Consider the following 16,501-nt stretch of genomic DNA (forward strand, 5'->3'; position numbering starts at 1 on the left):
CGATAAAAAAGCCGGCAATCGCCGGCTTTTCATTATTCGTTGTGCGAGATTATCGCCGGGATGGTGTCATCCTTGCGTAACGTCAGTATTTCGCAGCCGTTGTCTGTTACCACAATAGTATGCTCGTACTGCGCAGACAAGCTACGGTCTTTGGTTTTTACCGTCCAGCCATCTTTCATGGTACGGATCTCTTTCTTGCCGGCGTTGACCATCGGTTCGATGGTGAAGGTCATGCCCTGCTTTAATACCACGTCGGTTTCGCGAGAGTCGTAATGCAGTACCTGTGGTTCCTCATGGAAACCGCGGCCGATACCGTGTCCACAGTATTCACGCACTACGGAGAAGCCTTCTGCTTCGACGAATTTCTGGATGGCAGCACCAATTTCACGCAGGTTCACGCCCGGTTTTACCATCCTCAGCGCAACGTACAGGCTTTCTTTGGTGACGCGGCACAGACGCTCGCCCAGAATGGTAGGTTTGCCGACGATAAACATCTTGGACGTGTCACCGTGGAACTCATCTTTAATCACGGTCACGTCGATGTTGACGATGTCGCCGTCTTTCAGATGTTTTTCGTCATCCGGGATACCGTGACACACCACTTCGTTAATCGAGATACAAACGGATTTTGGGAAACCGTGGTAGTTAAGGCAGGCAGAGATCGCTTTCTGTTCGTTGACGATATAGTCGTTACAAATGCGATCCAGTTCACCGGTGGTGACGCCTGGCTTCACATACGGTTCGATCATTTCCAGCACTTCAGCGGCCAGACGGCCGGCAACGCGCATTTTTTCAATATCTTCAGGGGTCTTAATAGAAATAGCCATGGAATATGTCCATCAGTGTCGATTTAATCGACAATAATTGAGTATTAGTGATGTCAATGTTAACAGCCCGGGGCCATCCCTGCCAAATTGAGAATCATTCTGAACTTCGCCTTTCGTGCCCCCGGAGAACAACAACAACTGTTGGTATCTTCGGCTGATTTATGGTATAAAGCGCGCCGAACTTCCGCTCAATGTTTTTGGCTGGAAGCGACAAATCTCACTTTGTGTAATAACACACACGTATCGACACATATTCCGGGGTGCCCTTAGGGGTCGGTAATATGGGATGCGTGGAGGCTTAACCCCAACTTTATCTATAGAGGTTTTTACCATGGCAACTGTTTCCATGCGCGACATGCTCAAGGCTGGTGTTCACTTTGGTCACCAGACCCGTTACTGGAACCCGAAAATGAAGCCTTTCATCTTCGGCGCACGTAACAAAGTTCACATCATCAACCTTGAGAAAACTGTACCAATGTTCAACGAAGCTCTGGCTGAACTGAACAAGATCTCTTCTCGTAAAGGCAAAATCCTTTTCGTTGGTACTAAACGCGCTGCAAGCGAAGCTGTGAAAGAAGCTGCTAACAGCTGCGACCAGTTCTTCGTGAACCATCGCTGGCTGGGCGGTATGCTGACTAACTGGAAAACCGTTCGTCAGTCCATCAAACGTCTGAAAGATCTGGAAACTCAGTCTCAGGACGGTACTTTCGACAAGCTGACCAAAAAAGAAGCGCTGATGCGTACTCGTGAGCTTGAGAAACTGGAAAACAGCCTGGGCGGTATCAAAGACATGGGCGGCCTGCCGGACGCACTGTTCGTTATCGATGCTGACCACGAGCACATTGCTATCAAAGAAGCGAACAACCTGGGTATCCCAGTATTCTCTATCGTTGATACCAACTCTGATCCAGATGGCGTTGATTTCGTTATCCCAGGTAACGACGATGCAATCCGTGCTGTGACCCTGTACCTGAGCGCAGTTGCTGCTACCGTTCGTGAAGGCCGTTCCCAGGATCTGGCTTCCCAGGCGGAAGAAAGCTTCGTAGAAGCTGAGTAATAAGGCACGCTCGTTAGAGCCCTTATAGACCAGGTAGTACACGTTTGGTTAGGGGGCCTGTCTATGGCCCCCTTTTTTACTTTTAAATCTGTGCGGTTTTGGCCGGGCAGATCAAATCTTCCGAGGATTTTAGAATGGCTGAAATTACCGCATCCCTGGTAAAAGAGCTGCGTGAGCGTACTGGCGCAGGCATGATGGATTGCAAAAAAGCACTGACTGAAGCTAACGGCGACATCGAGCTGGCAATCGAAAACATGCGTAAATCTGGCGCGATCAAAGCTGCTAAGAAAGCAGGCAACGTTGCTGCTGACGGCGTGATCAAAACCAAAATCGAAGGCAACTTCGGCGTGATTCTGGAAGTTAACTGCCAGACTGACTTCGTTGCTAAAGACGGTGGTTTCCAGGCGTTCGCTGACAAAGTTCTGGACGCAGCTGTTGCTGGTAAAGTGACTGACGTTGAAGTCCTGAAAGCACAGTTCGAAGAAGAGCGCGTTGCACTGGTTGCTAAAATCGGTGAAAACATCAACATCCGTCGCGTTGCAATCCTGGAAGGTGACGTTCTGGGCAACTACCAGCACGGTGCACGTATCGGTGTTCTGGTTGCGGCTAAAGGCGCTGATGAAGAGCTGGTTAAACACCTGGCAATGCACGTTGCTGCAAGCAAGCCAGAATTCGTTAAGCCAGAAGACGTGTCTGCTGAAGTGGTAGAAAAAGAATACCAGGTACAGCTGGATATCGCGATGCAGTCCGGTAAGCCGAAAGAAATCGCAGAGAAAATGGTTGAAGGCCGCATGAAGAAATTCACCGGCGAAGTTTCTCTGACTGGTCAGCCTTTCGTTATGGACCCAAGCAAAAACGTTGGCCAGCTGCTGAAAGAGCACAACGCTGACGTGACTGGCTTCATCCGCTTTGAAGTGGGCGAAGGCATCGAGAAAGTTGAGGCTGACTTCGCAGCAGAAGTTGCTGCAATGTCCAAGCAGTCTTAATTGCTGTAAAGGAGCCGCCTAAGGGCGGCTCTCTTTTGTGTAGTATAGATTTAAGAAGTAAAGATAATCGTCATGTGGAAATCAGCCAGCTCCTATTGGGGTTCACAGGCAAGGAACGCATGATGTCACTCATCCCATTCGTGACACTCTCAGGAAACAAAATGGCTACCAACGCAAAACCTGTCTACAAACGTATTCTGCTCAAGCTTAGCGGTGAAGCATTGCAGGGGACTGAAGGCTTCGGTATTGACGCAAGTATTCTTGACCGCATGGCGCAAGAAATTAAAGAACTTGTTGAGCTGGGCATTCAAGTGGGTGTCGTTATTGGTGGTGGCAACCTGTTCCGTGGCGCGGGTCTGGCAAAAGCAGGCATGAACCGCGTTGTGGGCGACCACATGGGCATGCTGGCAACGGTAATGAACGGCCTGGCAATGCGTGACGCACTGCATCGCGCCTATGTGAACGCCCGCCTGATGTCAGCGATTCCGCTGAATGGCGTTTGTGATAACTACAGCTGGGCAGAGGCCATTAGCCTGCTGCGTAACAACCGCGTCGTGATTCTGTCCGCCGGTACCGGCAACCCGTTCTTCACCACTGACTCAGCAGCCTGCCTGCGTGGCATCGAAATCGAAGCCGACGTCGTGCTGAAAGCCACCAAAGTTGACGGCGTATTCACCGCTGACCCGGCGAAAGACCCGTCTGCTACCATGTACGAACAGCTGAGCTACAGCGACGTGCTGGAACAAGAACTGAAAGTCATGGATCTTGCTGCCTTTACGCTGGCCCGTGACCATAAATTGCCGATTCGCGTATTCAACATGAACAAACCGGGCGCACTGCGTCGCGTGGTCATGGGCGAAAAAGAAGGCACTTTAATTACGGAATAATTTCCGTAGCGGCCAATTCCGGGTAAGATTCGCCTTTACCTGGTCTAATTGATTCACTCTATGGATTTCGAGTTGCGGTAGGCGGCAAGTAAGAGAACCCCGATTTGCTTACGTTAGGAAGCGATTTGGGGGAACGAATGCAGTCAATACATCCGCAGCTTGAAAGACGACGAGTATATTCTGTGGCCTGATTTAAACGAGACTATACTTAGCGCATTGTTTGCAATGTGTCATCGTCTGGTCTGACTGAGACTAGTTTTCAAGGATTCGTAACGTGATTAGCGATATCAGAAAAGATGCTGAAGTACGCATGGAAAAATGCGTGGAAGCGTTCAAAAACCAAATCAGCAAAATTCGCACGGGTCGTGCTTCTCCCAGCCTGCTGGACGGCATTGTCGTTGAGTATTACGGCACCCCAACTCCGCTGCGTCAGCTGGCAAGCGTTACGGTAGAAGACACCCGTACGCTGAAAATCAACGTGTTCGACCGTTCTTTAGGCCCGGCCGTTGAGAAAGCGATTATGGCGTCTGACCTCGGTCTGAACCCAAGCTCTGCGGGTACTGACATTCGCGTTCCGCTGCCTCCGCTGACCGAAGAACGTCGTAAAGACCTGACCAAAATTGTTCGCGGTGAAGCAGAACAGGCGCGCGTATCCGTACGTAACGTCCGTCGCGATGCGAACGATAAAGTGAAGGCGCTGCTGAAAGACAAAGAGATCAGCGAAGACGACGATCGCCGTTCTCAGGAAGAAGTACAGAAAATGACGGATGCTGCTATCAAGAAAGTTGAAGCGGCACTGGCAGAGAAAGAAGCAGAGCTGATGCAGTTCTAAAACTGTGTAAGTTGTGTGATGAACGCCGTACAGGGAGCATTGCTGCTTCGCTGGCGGCGTTTTGCTTTATACTCATCGACTTTCAAGCCGCAGGCGCGCGGGCTACGTTCACTCCCCGAATGACTAAATATCGGGATTGATGAGGGATTTCCTTCCCCCTCACTGAAGGTTAGCCCTCAGTCGGTAAATTCGCTGTCGACGAATTTTTCGCTCACTTGCCGCCTTTGTGCCGCTTGAAACCCACAGAGTATATTTTATCTATTCTGGATCTCTCATGAATCGATTAGCTGTTCTGGGCTCAACAGGCTCTATTGGTTGCAACACGCTGGACGTTGTACGCCATAACCCCGAGAAATTTACGGTGACGGCGCTGGTGGCGGGTAAAAACGTCGCGCGCATGGTCGAACAGTGCCTGGAGTTTGCCCCGCGCTATGCGGTGATGGATGACGCGCTCAGCGCTCAGGCCGTGAAGCTCGCTTTGCGTGAACATGGCAGCCTTACTGAAGTGCTCAGCGGCCAGCAGGCAGCTTGCGATGTGGCGGCGTTGGATGACGTCGATCAGGTCATGGCGGCGATTGTCGGTGCCGCGGGGCTGCTGCCGACGCTTGCCGCAATTCGCGCAGGCAAAGTGATTCTGCTGGCCAATAAAGAGTCGCTGGTGACCTGTGGACGTCTGTTCCTCGAGGCCGTCAAACAACATCACGCACGGTTACTGCCGGTCGACAGCGAACATAACGCTATCTTTCAGAGTTTACCGCAAAGTTTTCAGAGCAATTTAGGGTACGCTGACCTGGCGCAGCATGGAGTGTCCTCCATTCTGCTGACCGGATCAGGTGGCCCATTCCGGGAGACGCCAATCTCTGAACTGAGCGCAATGACGCCGGATCAGGCTTGCCGTCATCCGAACTGGTCAATGGGGCGTAAGATCTCCGTCGACTCGGCCACCATGATGAATAAAGGTCTGGAATACATCGAAGCCCGCTGGCTGTTCAATGCATCAGCCCAGCAGATGGAAGTGCTGATTCACCCACAGTCGGTGATTCACTCCATGGTGCGATACCAGGACGGAAGCGTACTGGCGCAACTGGGTGAGCCCGATATGCGGACGCCAATTGCCAATACCATGGCGTGGCCGCATCGCGTGGTTTCCGGCGCGAAGCCGCTGGATTTCTGCAAGATGGGATCGCTTAGCTTTAGTGAGCCTGATTACGCGCGCTATCCTTGTCTGAAGCTGGCCATGGAGGCCTTTGAACAGGGCCAGGCGGCGACCACGGCGCTCAATGCTGCTAATGAGATTGCCGTTGCCGCATTCCTTGACGGTCAAATCCGCTTTACCGATATTGCCGCGGTCAATTTGGCTGTGCTGGAACACCTCGAACTCAGTGAACCACAGAGCGTAGAGGCGGTAATGGAGATTGACGTCAGGGCGCGAGAAGAAGCGGCTGTACAGGCTAAGCATTTCGTCCTGTAATGAGAGCGGAATCAGCATTCAAAACATCACGGCATTTGTGAGCATCTGGCTTCAGTGATATAGTCTGCGCCACTCGGTAGCGCTGCGTTTTCGTTTTGCTATCGGGAGAGCCGTGATTAAACACGGCTTTTTTGCGACACAAAGATACGTAAAATCATTCAGGTTAACCTGAAAGATAAAGTGTATAGCTGTATTCCGGGGTACCGCTCATCCCTTTTCATGGATTAAAAACGCGTTATGTTGTCTGCTAATCAACCAACCAGCGAGAACCCGCCAGCCCACGGTTGCCGCCATGTGGCAATTATTATGGATGGCAATGGCCGCTGGGCGAAAAAGCAAGGTAAGATTCGCGCCTTTGGACATAAAGCCGGGGCGAAATCCGTGCGCCGCGCCGTATCCTACGCCGCAAGTCACGGTATCGAAGCATTAACGCTATACGCATTCAGCAGTGAAAACTGGAATCGCCCGGAGCAAGAGGTGAGTGCGTTGATGGAGCTGTTCGTTTGGGCGCTGGACAGTGAAGTAAAAAGCCTGCACCGCCATAACGTTCGGCTGCGAATTATTGGCGATACCCGTCGTTTTAATTCGCGCCTTCAAGAGCGGATCCGGAAAGCGGAAGCGCTGACGGAAAAAAATACGGGGTTAACATTGAACATCGCTGCAAACTACGGTGGTCGATGGGATATTATTCAGGGAGTTCAGCGCTTAGCCGAACAGGTTCAGCAAGGGGAACTCCGCCCCGATCAAATTAATGAAGAACTGCTGAACCAGCAGATCTGCATGCATGAGCTGGCTCCCGTAGATTTAGTGATTAGGACCGGGGGAGAACATCGGATCAGTAACTTTCTTATCTGGCAAATTGCCTATGCTGAACTTTACTTTACAGATGTTCTTTGGCCCGATTTCGATGAACAAGACTTTGAGGGTGCGCTGCATGCTTTCGCCAATCGAGAGCGACGTTTCGGCGGCACCGAGCCTGGTGGCGACAAAGCCTGATGGGGGTAGCTTTTGCTGAAGTATCGCCTGATTTCTGCATTGATTTTAATACCGGTTGTTATCGCAGCCCTGTTTTTGCTGCCGCCCGGTGGCTTTGCTATTGTGACGCTCGTTGTGTGTATGCTGGCAGCGTGGGAATGGGGGCAATTTAGCGGTTTCACTTCGCGCTCTCAGCGCGTTTGGCTGGCGGTACTTTGCGGCCTGTTGCTGGCGGTGATGCTCTTTTTGATTCCGGAATATCACCATAATATCCATCAGCCGGTTGTCGAAATATCGCTGTGGGCCTCGCTGATTTGGTGGGTCGTGGCGCTGGTGTTAGTCCTCTCATACCCAGGATCTGCTGCGCTTTGGCGTCAGTCGAAAGCGCTGCGTCTGATTTTCGGTATCGCCACAATCGTTCCTTTCTTCTGGGGCATGCTGGCACTTCGCTCCTGGCATTACGATGAAAATCACTACAGCGGCGCGCTGTGGCTGCTTTACATCATGATTCTGGTATGGGGCGCAGACTCCGGGGCATACATGTTTGGCAAGCTATTTGGCAAACATAAGCTCGCACCGAAGGTCTCTCCGGGGAAAACCTGGCAGGGCTTTATCGGCGGCCTGGTCACGGCAGCCGTTATCTCCTGGGCTTATGGCGTATGGGCAAATCTGGACGTTGCACCATCCATCCTGTTAACCTGTTCCATTATTGCCGCGCTGGCTTCTGTTTTGGGCGATCTCACTGAGAGCATGTTCAAACGTGAAGCGGGTATTAAAGACAGCGGGCATCTGATCCCGGGTCACGGCGGGATACTGGACCGAATTGACAGTCTGACGGCGGCGGTACCGGTCTTCGCTTGCCTGCTGTTGCTGGTATTCAGGACGATTTAACGGATGGACTTATGCTGAGCATTCTCTGGAACCTGGCCGCTTTTATTATCGCGCTAGGGGTATTGATCACCGTACACGAATTTGGTCATTTCTGGGTTGCTCGGCGCTGCGGTATCCGTGTAGAGCGCTTTTCCATTGGTTTTGGTAAGGCGCTGTGGCGCCGCGTTGATAAACGCGGCACCGAATTTGTGGTTGCCCTTATTCCTCTGGGCGGCTACGTCAAAATGCTCGACGAGCGTGTTGATGCGGTGGCGCCTGAAATGCGCCACATGGCGTTCAACAATAAAACGGTCGGTCAACGCGCCGCCGTCATCGCCGCAGGCCCCATCGCTAACTTCCTCTTTGCTATCTTCGCTTATTGGCTGGTGTTTATCATCGGAGTCCCTGGCGTTCGTCCGGTTGTTGGTGAAATAACCGCCAACTCCATCGCGGCGGAAGCACAAATTGCACCAGGCACGGAACTAAAAGCCATAGATGGTATCGAAACGCCTGACTGGGATGCTGTACGCCTGGCGTTAGTGGCAAAAATTGGTGACGAAAGCACCACTCTCACCGTTGCCCCTTTCGGGAGTGACCAGCGACAGGATAGAATCCTCGATCTGCGTCACTGGGCGTTTGAGCCAGATAAAGAAGATCCGGTAATCTCGCTTGGGATACGTCCTCGCGGCGCGCAGATTGAACCCGTATTAGCCGAGGTGCAATCTGACTCTGCGGCGCGTAAAGCCGGTTTACAAGCAGGGGATCGGATCGTTACAGTCAACGGTCAACCGCTGACGCAATGGCTGACGTTTGTTACGCTAGTGCGTGACAATCCTGGCAAAGCGCTACAGCTGGGGATCGAAAGGCAGGGGAGTCCCTTGTCTTTAACTCTGATACCGGATACAAAACACGGTAGCGGAAAAGTAGAAGGGTTCGCAGGGGTAGTACCGAAAATTATCCCGCTGCCTGAGGAATATAAAACAGTGCGCCAGTATGGGCCCTTCAGCGCGATCGTCGAAGCCACGGAGAAAACCGGGCAGTTGATGAAGCTGACGGTCAGTATGCTGGGAAAATTGATAACCGGTGACGTCAAACTGAACAACCTCAGTGGGCCGATTTCTATCGCCCAAGGGGCTGGGATGTCTGCGGAGTTTGGGTTGATTTACTACCTGATGTTTCTTGCACTCATCAGCGTGAATTTAGGCATAATCAACCTGTTCCCGCTCCCCGTTCTTGATGGGGGACATTTGCTGTTTTTAGCGATTGAGAAGCTAAAAGGCGGCCCGGTATCCGAGCGAGTTCAAGACTTTAGTTATCGCATTGGCTCGGTTTTGCTGATGCTGTTAATGGGGCTTGCACTTTTCAATGATTTCTCTCGGTTGTAGAGAGATAGTTAGGAAGAACGCATAATAACGATGGCGATGAAAAAGTTGCTCATAGCGTCGCTGCTTTTTGGCAGCGCGACCGTATACGGTGCTGACGGATTCGTAGTGAAGGACATTCATTTCGAAGGCTTGCAGCGAGTCGCTGTTGGTGCGGCCCTCCTCAGTATGCCAGTACGTCCTGGCGATACCGTCACTGATGATGATATCAGTAACACCATTCGCGCCCTGTTTGCGACGGGCAACTTTGAGGACGTACGCGTCCTGAGAGACGGCGATGTGTTATTGGTGCAGGTCAAAGAACGCCCAACGATTGCCAGCATCACTTTCTCCGGTAATAAATCGGTGAAAGATGACATGCTGAAGCAAAACCTCGAAGCTTCTGGCGTCCGCGTTGGTGAATCCCTCGATCGTACAACCCTCTCTGATATCGAGAAAGGGCTGGAAGATTTCTACTACAGCGTCGGTAAGTACAGCGCAAGCGTGAAGGCGGTTGTTACGCCGCTGCCGCGTAACCGTGTCGACCTGAAGCTGGTCTTCCAGGAAGGGGTTTCCGCCAAGATCCAGCAGATTAACATCGTCGGTAACCACGCGTTCAGCACAGAAGATCTGATTTCGACCTTCCAGCTGCGTGATGAAGTGCCGTGGTGGAACGTGGTCGGCGATCGCAAATACCAGAAACAGAAGCTGGCGGGTGACCTTGAAACCCTGCGTAGCTACTATCTGGATCGCGGCTATGCCCGTTTCAATATCGATTCCACGCAGGTAAGCCTGACGCCGGATAAAAAAGGCATTTACATCACCGTTAACATCACCGAAGGCGACCAGTACAAACTGTCTGGCGTGCAGGTGACGGGTAACCTGGCAGGCCACTCAGCAGAAATTGAAGGGCTGACGAAGATTGAGCCAGGTGAACTGTATAACGGCGCGAAAGTGACCAAAATGGAAGATAACATTAAGAAACTTCTTGGTCGCTATGGCTATGCCTATCCGCGCGTACAGTCGCAACCGGAAATTAACGACACCGACAAAACCGTCAAGCTGCATATCAACGTGGATGCTGGCAACCGCTTCTACGTGCGTAACATCCGCTTCGAAGGTAATGATACCTCCAAAGATTCCGTTCTGCGTCGCGAAATGCGCCAGATGGAAGGGGCATGGTTAGGTGGGGACTTAGTTGACCAGGGTAAAGATCGTCTGAACCGTCTGGGCTACTTCGAAACCGTCGACACCGATACCCAGCGCGTGCCGGGCAGCCCGGACCAGGTAGACGTTGTCTACAAGGTTAAAGAGCGTAACACCGGTAGCTTCAACTTCGGTATCGGTTACGGTACTGAAAGCGGCGTGAGCTTCCAGGCAGGCGTTCAGCAGGATAACTGGTTAGGTACCGGTTACTCTGTCGGTATCAATGGTACCAAGAACGACTACCAGACCTATACCGAGCTTTCTGTGACCAACCCGTACTTTACGGTTGATGGCGTTAGCCTTGGCGGTCGTGTCTTCTACAATGACTTTAAAGCTGACGATGCAGACCTCTCCTCCTACACCAACAAAAGTTATGGTGTAGACGGGACGTTAGGCTTCCCGATTAACGAATACAACTCACTGCGTGCGGGTCTGGGCTATGTCCACAACGACCTGTCCAACATGGAACCGCAGGTGGCGATGTGGCGTTATCTGGAATCTATCGGCCAGAAGGCGGGTACAACCAGCGACGATAACGGTTTCTCGGCAAACGACTTCACCTTCAACTATGGTTGGACGTACAACAAACTTGACCGCGGTTACTTCCCGACGGACGGTTCACGCGTCAACCTGAACGGTAAAGTGACCATTCCGGGCTCCGATAACGAGTTCTACAAAGTGACGATGGATACTGCGTCCTACTTCCCAATTGATGACGATCATCAGTGGGTCGTTCTGGGCCGTACCAAGTGGGGCTATGGTGACGGGATTGGCAGCAAAGAACTGCCATTCTATGAAAACTTCTATGCCGGTGGTTCCAGCACCGTACGTGGTTTCCAGTCCAATACCATCGGTCCGAAAGCGGTTTACTACGGCGCATCGGGCCTGGATAACTGTGACCAGTCCGGCGGCTACTGTAAGTCTGACGATGCGGTGGGCGGTAACGCCATGGCCGTTGCCAGCCTGGAGCTGATTGTTCCTACGCCGTTTATCAGCGATAAATACGCGAACTCGGTCCGTACGTCCTTCTTCTGGGATGCCGGTACCGTTTGGGATACCAACTGGCAGAACACGGCAGCAATGAAAAATGCGGGTGTTCCAGACTACAGCGATCCAGGTAATATCCGTATGTCCGCAGGTATCGCATTGCAATGGATGTCCCCATTAGGGCCGTTGGTCTTCTCCTACGCCCAGCCGTATAAGAAATACACTGGAGATAAATCCGAGCAGTTCCAGTTTAACATTGGTAAAACCTGGTAATTGCTCATTGCAAAGGAATGCACGCTCAGTTTAGTTTTGCTGGCATAAGGCGATAGCGTCAGGTGGCCTCCGGGCCACCAAAAGAACAGTACCCTCGGGTACATATGGGATGGTAAGGAGTATTATTGTGAAAAAGTGGTTAGTCGCAGCAGGTCTGGGTTTAGCAATGGCCGCATCTGCTCAGGCAGCAGATAAAATTGCAATTGTTAACATGGGTAGCCTGTTCCAGCAAGTTGCACAGAAAACCGGTGTTTCCAGCACTCTGGAAAACGAATTCAAAGGCCGTGCTGGCGAACTTCAGCGTATGGAAGGCGACCTGCAGTCCAAAATGCAGCGTCTGCAGTCTATGAAAGCTGGTAGCGACCGCACCAAGCTGGAAAAAGACATTTCTGCACAGCGTCAGTCTTTCTCTCAGAAAGCGCAGTCCTTTGAGCAGGATCGCCAGCGTCGCACTAACGAAGAACGTGGCAAACTGGTTACTCGTATCCAGACTGCAGTGAAATCCGTTGCCGCTAGCCAGAGCATCGACCTGGTGGTTGACGCTAACGCCGTTGCATTCAACAGCAGCGATGTCAAAGACATCACCGCTGATGTACTGAAACAGGTTAAATAAGTAATGCCTTCAATTCGACTGGCTGATTTAGCTCAGCAGTTGGATGCGGAATTACACGGTGATGGCGATATCGTCATCACCGCTGTCGCGTCCATGCAATCCGCTAAGGCGGGTCATGTCACGTTCTTGGTTAATCCCAAGTACCGTGAACACCTGTCCGCTTGCGAAGCGTCGGCGATTGTCCTGACGCAAGATTTACTGCCTTTTGCCAAAGGCGCAGCGCTGGTAGTGAAGAATCCCTACCTGACTTACGCTCGCATGGCGCAAATTTTAGATACCACGCCACAGCCGGCGCAGGATATCGCACCGAGCGCGGTCGTGAGTCCGTCCGCAACGCTTGGTCACAACGTCTCCATCGGCGCAAACGCGGTGATAGAATCTGACGTTGTGCTTGGCGATAACGTCGTGATTGGGGCGGGGTGTTTCGTTGGTAAAAAGACCAAAATTGGTGCCGGTTCACGCCTGTGGGCGAACGTAACCATTTACCACGAAGTCGAGATCGGTGAGAATTGTCTGATCCAATCCAGCACCGTTATCGGTTCTGATGGTTTTGGCTACGCCAACGATCGTGGCAACTGGGTGAAGATCCCTCAGTTAGGTCGCGTGATTATTGGCGATCGTGTGGAGATCGGCGCTTGTACGACGATCGACCGCGGCGCGCTTGACGACACGCAGATCGGCAACGGTGTTATCATTGATAACCAGTGCCAGATTGCGCACAACGTGGTGATTGGCGACAATACCGCGGTTGCCGGCGGTGTTATCATGGCCGGAAGCCTGAAAATTGGCCGTTACTGCATGATTGGCGGTGCCAGCGTGATTAACGGTCATATGGAAATTTGCGACAAAGTAACCGTAACCGGTATGGGGATGGTGATGCGTCCTATTACCGAGCCTGGCGTGTATTCGTCCGGCATTCCGCTCCAGCCTAATAAGGCGTGGCGCAAAACGGCCGCACTGGTGATGAATATTGATGAAATGAGCAAGCGTCTCAAAGCCTTAGAGCGCAAGCTGAATAATCAAGACTAATTTTCATCTTATCGCCTTTCGTTTCCCGGCCTGTCGGCATTCTTGTAATCCGGCAGGCCGTGTTATTATTGCCCCTTAGTATATTTTTGACAGGAAGAGTATTTTGACAACTGACACTCATACTCTGCACATTGAAGAGATTTTAGAACTTCTGCCACACCGCTACCCGTTCTTACTGGTAGACCGCGTGCTGGATTTTGAAGAAGGTCGTTTTCTGCGCGCAGTGAAAAATGTTTCCGTAAATGAGCCGTTTTTCCAGGGACATTTCCCTGGCAAGCCGATTTTACCGGGCGTGCTGATTCTGGAAGCCATGGCGCAGGCTACGGGTATTCTGGCGTTTAAAAGCGTAGGTAAACTGGAACCAGGCGAATTGTATTACTTTGCTGGTATCGATGAAGCGCGCTTCAAGCGCCCAGTCGTGCCTGGCGATCAGATGATTATGGAAGTCACCTTCGAGAAAACCCGCCGTGGCCTGACTCGCTTTAAGGGCGTTGCGCTGGTTGATGGTAAAGTGGTTTGCGAAGCGACAATGATGTGTGCGCGTAGCCGGGAGTCCTAATCCGTGATTGATAAAACCGCCTTTATCCATCCTACTGCCATTGTGGAAGACGGTGCCGTTATCGGTGCTAATGCCCACATTGGCCCGTTTTGTATTGTGGGGCCCAACGTCGAAATCGGCGAAGGCACCGTACTGAAGTCTCACGTTGTTGTTAACGGCCACACCAAAATTGGTCGTGATAACGAGATCTATCAGTTCGCCTCTATCGGGGAAGTTAACCAGGATCTGAAATATGCTGGTGAACCGACTCGCGTGGAAATTGGCGATCGCAACCGCATTCGCGAAAGCGTCACCATTCACCGTGGCACAGAACAGGGCGGTGGATTGACGAAGGTGGGCAGCGATAACCTGCTGATGATCAACGCCCACGTGGCGCACGATTGTACGGTCGGTAACCGCTGTATTCTGGCCAATAACGCCACCCTCGCGGGTCACGTTTCGCTGGATGATTTTGTGATCATCGGCGGCATGACCGCGGTGCACCAGTTCTGCATTATCGGTGCCCACGTGATGGTTGGTGGCTGTTCTGGCGTTGCTCAGGACGTTCCACCTTACGTTATTGCTCAGGGCAACCACGCGACACCGTTCGGCGTCAACATCGAAGGCCTGAAGCGTCGCGGCTTTAGCCGTGAAGCGATCACCGCCATCCGCAACGCGTACAAAGCGTTGTACCGCAGCGGCAAAACGTTGGAAGAAGTAAAACCGGAAATCGCCGAGCTTGCGAAGCAGCATCCGGAAGTTCAGCCCTTTAGCGACTTCTTCGCCCGCTCTACGCGCGGCTTGATTCGTTAATGACTGAGCAGCGTCCCTTAACGATTGCCCTGGTCGCCGGAGAAACCTCCGGCGATATTCTTGGTGCAGGTCTCATTCGCGCCCTCAAGGCGCGAGTACCCAACGCTCGTTTCGTCGGTGTTGCTGGCCCGCTGATGCAGGCTGAAGGCTGCGAAGCCTGGTATGAGATGGAAGAGCTGGCGGTCATGGGCATTGTCGAAGTGCTTGGGCGACTGCGTCGCTTGCTGCATATTCGCGCCGATCTCACCCAACGTTTTACCGATCTCAAACCCGATGTCTTTGTGGGTATTGATGCCCCTGATTTCAATATTACTCTTGAGGGAAACCTTAAGGCGAAAGGGATCAAAACCATTCATTATGTCAGCCCATCCGTGTGGGCCTGGCGACAGAAACGCGTCTTCAAAATTGGCAGAGCCACCGATCTGGTGCTCGCTTTTCTGCCTTTTGAAAAAGCGTTTTATGACAAATTTAACGTCCCGTGCCGATTTATCGGCCACACCATGGCGGATGCCATGCCGTTGGATCCAGATAAAAATGCCGCGCGGGATACGCTGGGTATTGCCCACGATGTCCACTGTCTGGCCATGCTGCCGGGTAGCCGCGGCGCCGAAGTGGAAATGCTCAGCGCAGACTTTTTAAAAACCGCACAGCTGTTACGCCAGCAGTACCCCGACCTTGAAGTGGTGGTGCCGCTGGTGAATGCGAAACGCCGCGAGCAGTTTGAACGTATCAAGGCTGAAGTCGCGCCTGATATGGTCGTGCATATGCTGGACGGTAAGGCTCGCGAGGCGATGATCGCCAGCGACGCTGCGCTGCTAGCGTCGGGCACGGCGGCGCTCGAATGCATGTTGGCCAAGTGCCCAATGGTTGTCGGTTATCGCATGAAGCCGTTTACCTTCTGGCTGGCGAAACGTCTGGTCAAAACCGAGTATGTTTCACTGCCGAATCTGCTGGCGGGTCGCGAACTGGTGAAAGAGTTGCTGCAGGATGAATGCCAGCCGGAGTTGCTGGCCGAAGCGTTGAAGCCATTACTGGCTAACGGTCGCACCAGCCACGCCATGCATGACACCTTCCGTGAACTGCATTTGCAAATTCGCTGTAATGCGGATGAGCAGGCGGCAGATGCGGTGCTGGAGTTAGCACAATGATTGAATTTGAATATCCCCATACCCATTTAGTTGCCGGTGTGGATGAAGTCGGACGCGGCCCATTGGTCGGCGCCGTCGTCACCGCGGCGGTGATTCTCGACCCAGCGCGCCCGATTGTCGGTTTGAACGACTCTAAAAAGCTCAGCGAAAAGCGTCGTCTGGCGCTGTTTGACGAAATTAAAGAAAAAGCGCTGTGCTGGAGCCTTGGCCGCGCTGAGCCGCATGAAATTGATGAGCTTAATATTTTGCATGCCACGATGCTGGCCATGCAGCGCGCGGTTGCCGGGCTTTCTATTGCGCCGGAATATGTGCTGATTGACGGTAATCGTTGCCCAGCACTGCCGATGCCGTCAATGGCGGTGGTGAAAGGTGATAGCCGAGTCGCGGAAATTAGCGCCGCGTCCATTCTGGCGAAAGTCACGCGTGATGCCGAAATGGCCGAACTGGACAAAGTGCTACCGCAGTATGGTTTTGCTCAGCATAAAGGCTACCCAACCCCATTCCATCTGGAGGCGCTTGCCGAGCATGGCGCCACTGAGCATCACCGACGCAGTTTTGCTCCTGTCAAACGCGCGCTAGGTCTCGCGTCCTGAGCCGCGTGCCGAGATAAGTAAACCGGAAATAAATA

General features: G+C 52.4%; 16 protein-coding genes. 15 read left to right on the forward strand and 1 reads right to left on the reverse strand.

Annotated features, from left to right (window positions below; translation table 11 throughout):
• Positions 1 to 32 precede the first annotated feature (32 nt).
• On the reverse strand, positions 33 to 827 hold the full coding sequence (gene map / locus KCR01S_RS09450; protein ID WP_052285403.1) for a type I methionyl aminopeptidase: 795 nt from the start codon (positions 825 to 827) through the stop codon (positions 33 to 35).
• 331 nt (positions 828 to 1,158) lie between these two features.
• On the opposite strand from map, the gene rpsB reads away from it, so the two are divergent.
• From rpsB to rnhB, 15 genes are all read left to right on the forward strand, one after another.
• Entirely contained in the window at positions 1,159 to 1,884 is a 726-nt protein-coding gene (rpsB, locus tag KCR01S_RS09455) for a 30S ribosomal protein S2 (RefSeq protein WP_052285404.1), read from the forward strand.
• Between the two features lie 134 nt (positions 1,885 to 2,018).
• Complete coding sequence (tsf, locus tag KCR01S_RS09460) at positions 2,019 to 2,870, forward strand: translation elongation factor Ts (protein WP_045439976.1); 852 nt, start codon at positions 2,019 to 2,021, stop codon at positions 2,868 to 2,870.
• Between the two features lie 161 nt (positions 2,871 to 3,031).
• Positions 3,032 to 3,757 carry a UMP kinase gene (gene pyrH, locus KCR01S_RS09465; RefSeq protein ID WP_052285405.1) on the forward strand — a complete coding sequence of 242 codons (726 nt, stop codon included), beginning with the start codon at positions 3,032 to 3,034 and terminating at the stop codon, positions 3,755 to 3,757.
• A gap of 274 nt (positions 3,758 to 4,031) precedes the next feature.
• On the forward strand, positions 4,032 to 4,589 hold the full coding sequence (gene frr / locus KCR01S_RS09470) for a ribosome recycling factor (protein ID WP_061282413.1): 558 nt from the start codon (positions 4,032 to 4,034) through the stop codon (positions 4,587 to 4,589).
• A 274-nt stretch (positions 4,590 to 4,863) separates the two neighbouring features.
• Entirely contained in the window at positions 4,864 to 6,060 is a 1,197-nt protein-coding gene (ispC, locus tag KCR01S_RS09475; RefSeq protein WP_061282415.1) for a 1-deoxy-D-xylulose-5-phosphate reductoisomerase, read from the forward strand.
• Positions 6,061 to 6,297: 237 nt separating this feature from the next.
• Entirely contained in the window at positions 6,298 to 7,056 is a 759-nt protein-coding gene (gene ispU, locus KCR01S_RS09480; RefSeq protein WP_061282417.1) for a (2E,6E)-farnesyl-diphosphate-specific ditrans,polycis-undecaprenyl-diphosphate synthase, read from the forward strand.
• A gap of 12 nt (positions 7,057 to 7,068) precedes the next feature.
• Positions 7,069 to 7,926, forward strand: a complete 858-nt coding sequence (gene cdsA / locus KCR01S_RS09485; protein ID WP_061282419.1) for a phosphatidate cytidylyltransferase — start codon at positions 7,069 to 7,071, stop codon at positions 7,924 to 7,926.
• An 11-nt stretch (positions 7,927 to 7,937) separates the two neighbouring features.
• Positions 7,938 to 9,290, forward strand: coding sequence for a sigma E protease regulator RseP (gene rseP, locus KCR01S_RS09490; RefSeq protein WP_061282421.1), 1,353 nt, complete (start codon positions 7,938 to 7,940; stop codon positions 9,288 to 9,290).
• Positions 9,291 to 9,320: 30 nt separating this feature from the next.
• Entirely contained in the window at positions 9,321 to 11,732 is a 2,412-nt protein-coding gene (gene bamA, locus KCR01S_RS09495; protein WP_061282423.1) for an outer membrane protein assembly factor BamA, read from the forward strand.
• 127 nt (positions 11,733 to 11,859) lie between these two features.
• Positions 11,860 to 12,345 (forward strand): molecular chaperone Skp, encoded by a 486-nt coding sequence (skp, locus tag KCR01S_RS09500; protein WP_061282425.1) that lies wholly within the window; start codon positions 11,860 to 11,862, stop codon positions 12,343 to 12,345.
• Between the two features lie 3 nt (positions 12,346 to 12,348).
• Positions 12,349 to 13,374, forward strand: a complete 1,026-nt coding sequence (gene lpxD / locus KCR01S_RS09505) for a UDP-3-O-(3-hydroxymyristoyl)glucosamine N-acyltransferase (protein WP_061282426.1) — start codon at positions 12,349 to 12,351, stop codon at positions 13,372 to 13,374.
• A 103-nt stretch (positions 13,375 to 13,477) separates the two neighbouring features.
• Entirely contained in the window at positions 13,478 to 13,933 is a 456-nt protein-coding gene (gene fabZ, locus KCR01S_RS09510; RefSeq protein ID WP_052285413.1) for a 3-hydroxyacyl-ACP dehydratase FabZ, read from the forward strand.
• Positions 13,934 to 13,936: 3 nt separating this feature from the next.
• Entirely contained in the window at positions 13,937 to 14,725 is a 789-nt protein-coding gene (gene lpxA / locus KCR01S_RS09515; RefSeq protein WP_052285414.1) for an acyl-ACP--UDP-N-acetylglucosamine O-acyltransferase, read from the forward strand.
• Positions 14,725 to 15,873: a lipid-A-disaccharide synthase gene (gene lpxB / locus KCR01S_RS09520; protein WP_061282428.1), complete on the forward strand. Its 1,149-nt coding sequence runs from the start codon at positions 14,725 to 14,727 to the stop codon at positions 15,871 to 15,873. Before lpxA ends, lpxB begins: the two co-directional genes overlap by 1 nt.
• Positions 15,870 to 16,466: a ribonuclease HII gene (gene rnhB, locus KCR01S_RS09525; protein WP_061282430.1), complete on the forward strand. Its 597-nt coding sequence runs from the start codon at positions 15,870 to 15,872 to the stop codon at positions 16,464 to 16,466. Before lpxB ends, rnhB begins: the two co-directional genes overlap by 4 nt.
• The last annotated feature ends 35 nt before the right edge of the window (positions 16,467 to 16,501 follow it).

The sequence above is a fragment of the Kluyvera cryocrescens NBRC 102467 genome (assembly GCF_001571285.1).
Lineage (GTDB): Bacteria > Pseudomonadota > Gammaproteobacteria > Enterobacterales > Enterobacteriaceae > Kluyvera > Kluyvera cryocrescens.

Excerpts from the sequence above, each read along its gene's own strand:
- lpxD (WP_061282426.1), top strand. The coding sequence starts at position 12,349 with ATGCCTTCAATTCGACTGGCTGATTTAGCTCAGCAGTTGGATGCGGAA.
- rseP (WP_061282421.1), top strand. The coding sequence starts at position 7,938 with ATGCTGAGCATTCTCTGGAACCTGGCCGCTTTTATTATCGCGCTAGGG.
- rnhB (WP_061282430.1), top strand. The coding sequence starts at position 15,870 with ATGATTGAATTTGAATATCCCCATACCCATTTAGTTGCCGGTGTGGAT.
- ispU (WP_061282417.1), top strand. The coding sequence starts at position 6,298 with ATGTTGTCTGCTAATCAACCAACCAGCGAGAACCCGCCAGCCCACGGT.
- rpsB (WP_052285404.1), top strand. The coding sequence starts at position 1,159 with ATGGCAACTGTTTCCATGCGCGACATGCTCAAGGCTGGTGTTCACTTT.
- pyrH (WP_052285405.1), top strand. The coding sequence starts at position 3,032 with ATGGCTACCAACGCAAAACCTGTCTACAAACGTATTCTGCTCAAGCTT.
- lpxB (WP_061282428.1), top strand. The coding sequence starts at position 14,725 with ATGACTGAGCAGCGTCCCTTAACGATTGCCCTGGTCGCCGGAGAAACC.
- bamA (WP_061282423.1), top strand. The coding sequence starts at position 9,321 with ATGGCGATGAAAAAGTTGCTCATAGCGTCGCTGCTTTTTGGCAGCGCG.
- map (WP_052285403.1), bottom strand. The coding sequence starts at position 827 with ATGGCTATTTCTATTAAGACCCCTGAAGATATTGAAAAAATGCGCGTT.
- tsf (WP_045439976.1), top strand. The coding sequence starts at position 2,019 with ATGGCTGAAATTACCGCATCCCTGGTAAAAGAGCTGCGTGAGCGTACT.
- ispC (WP_061282415.1), top strand. The coding sequence starts at position 4,864 with ATGAATCGATTAGCTGTTCTGGGCTCAACAGGCTCTATTGGTTGCAAC.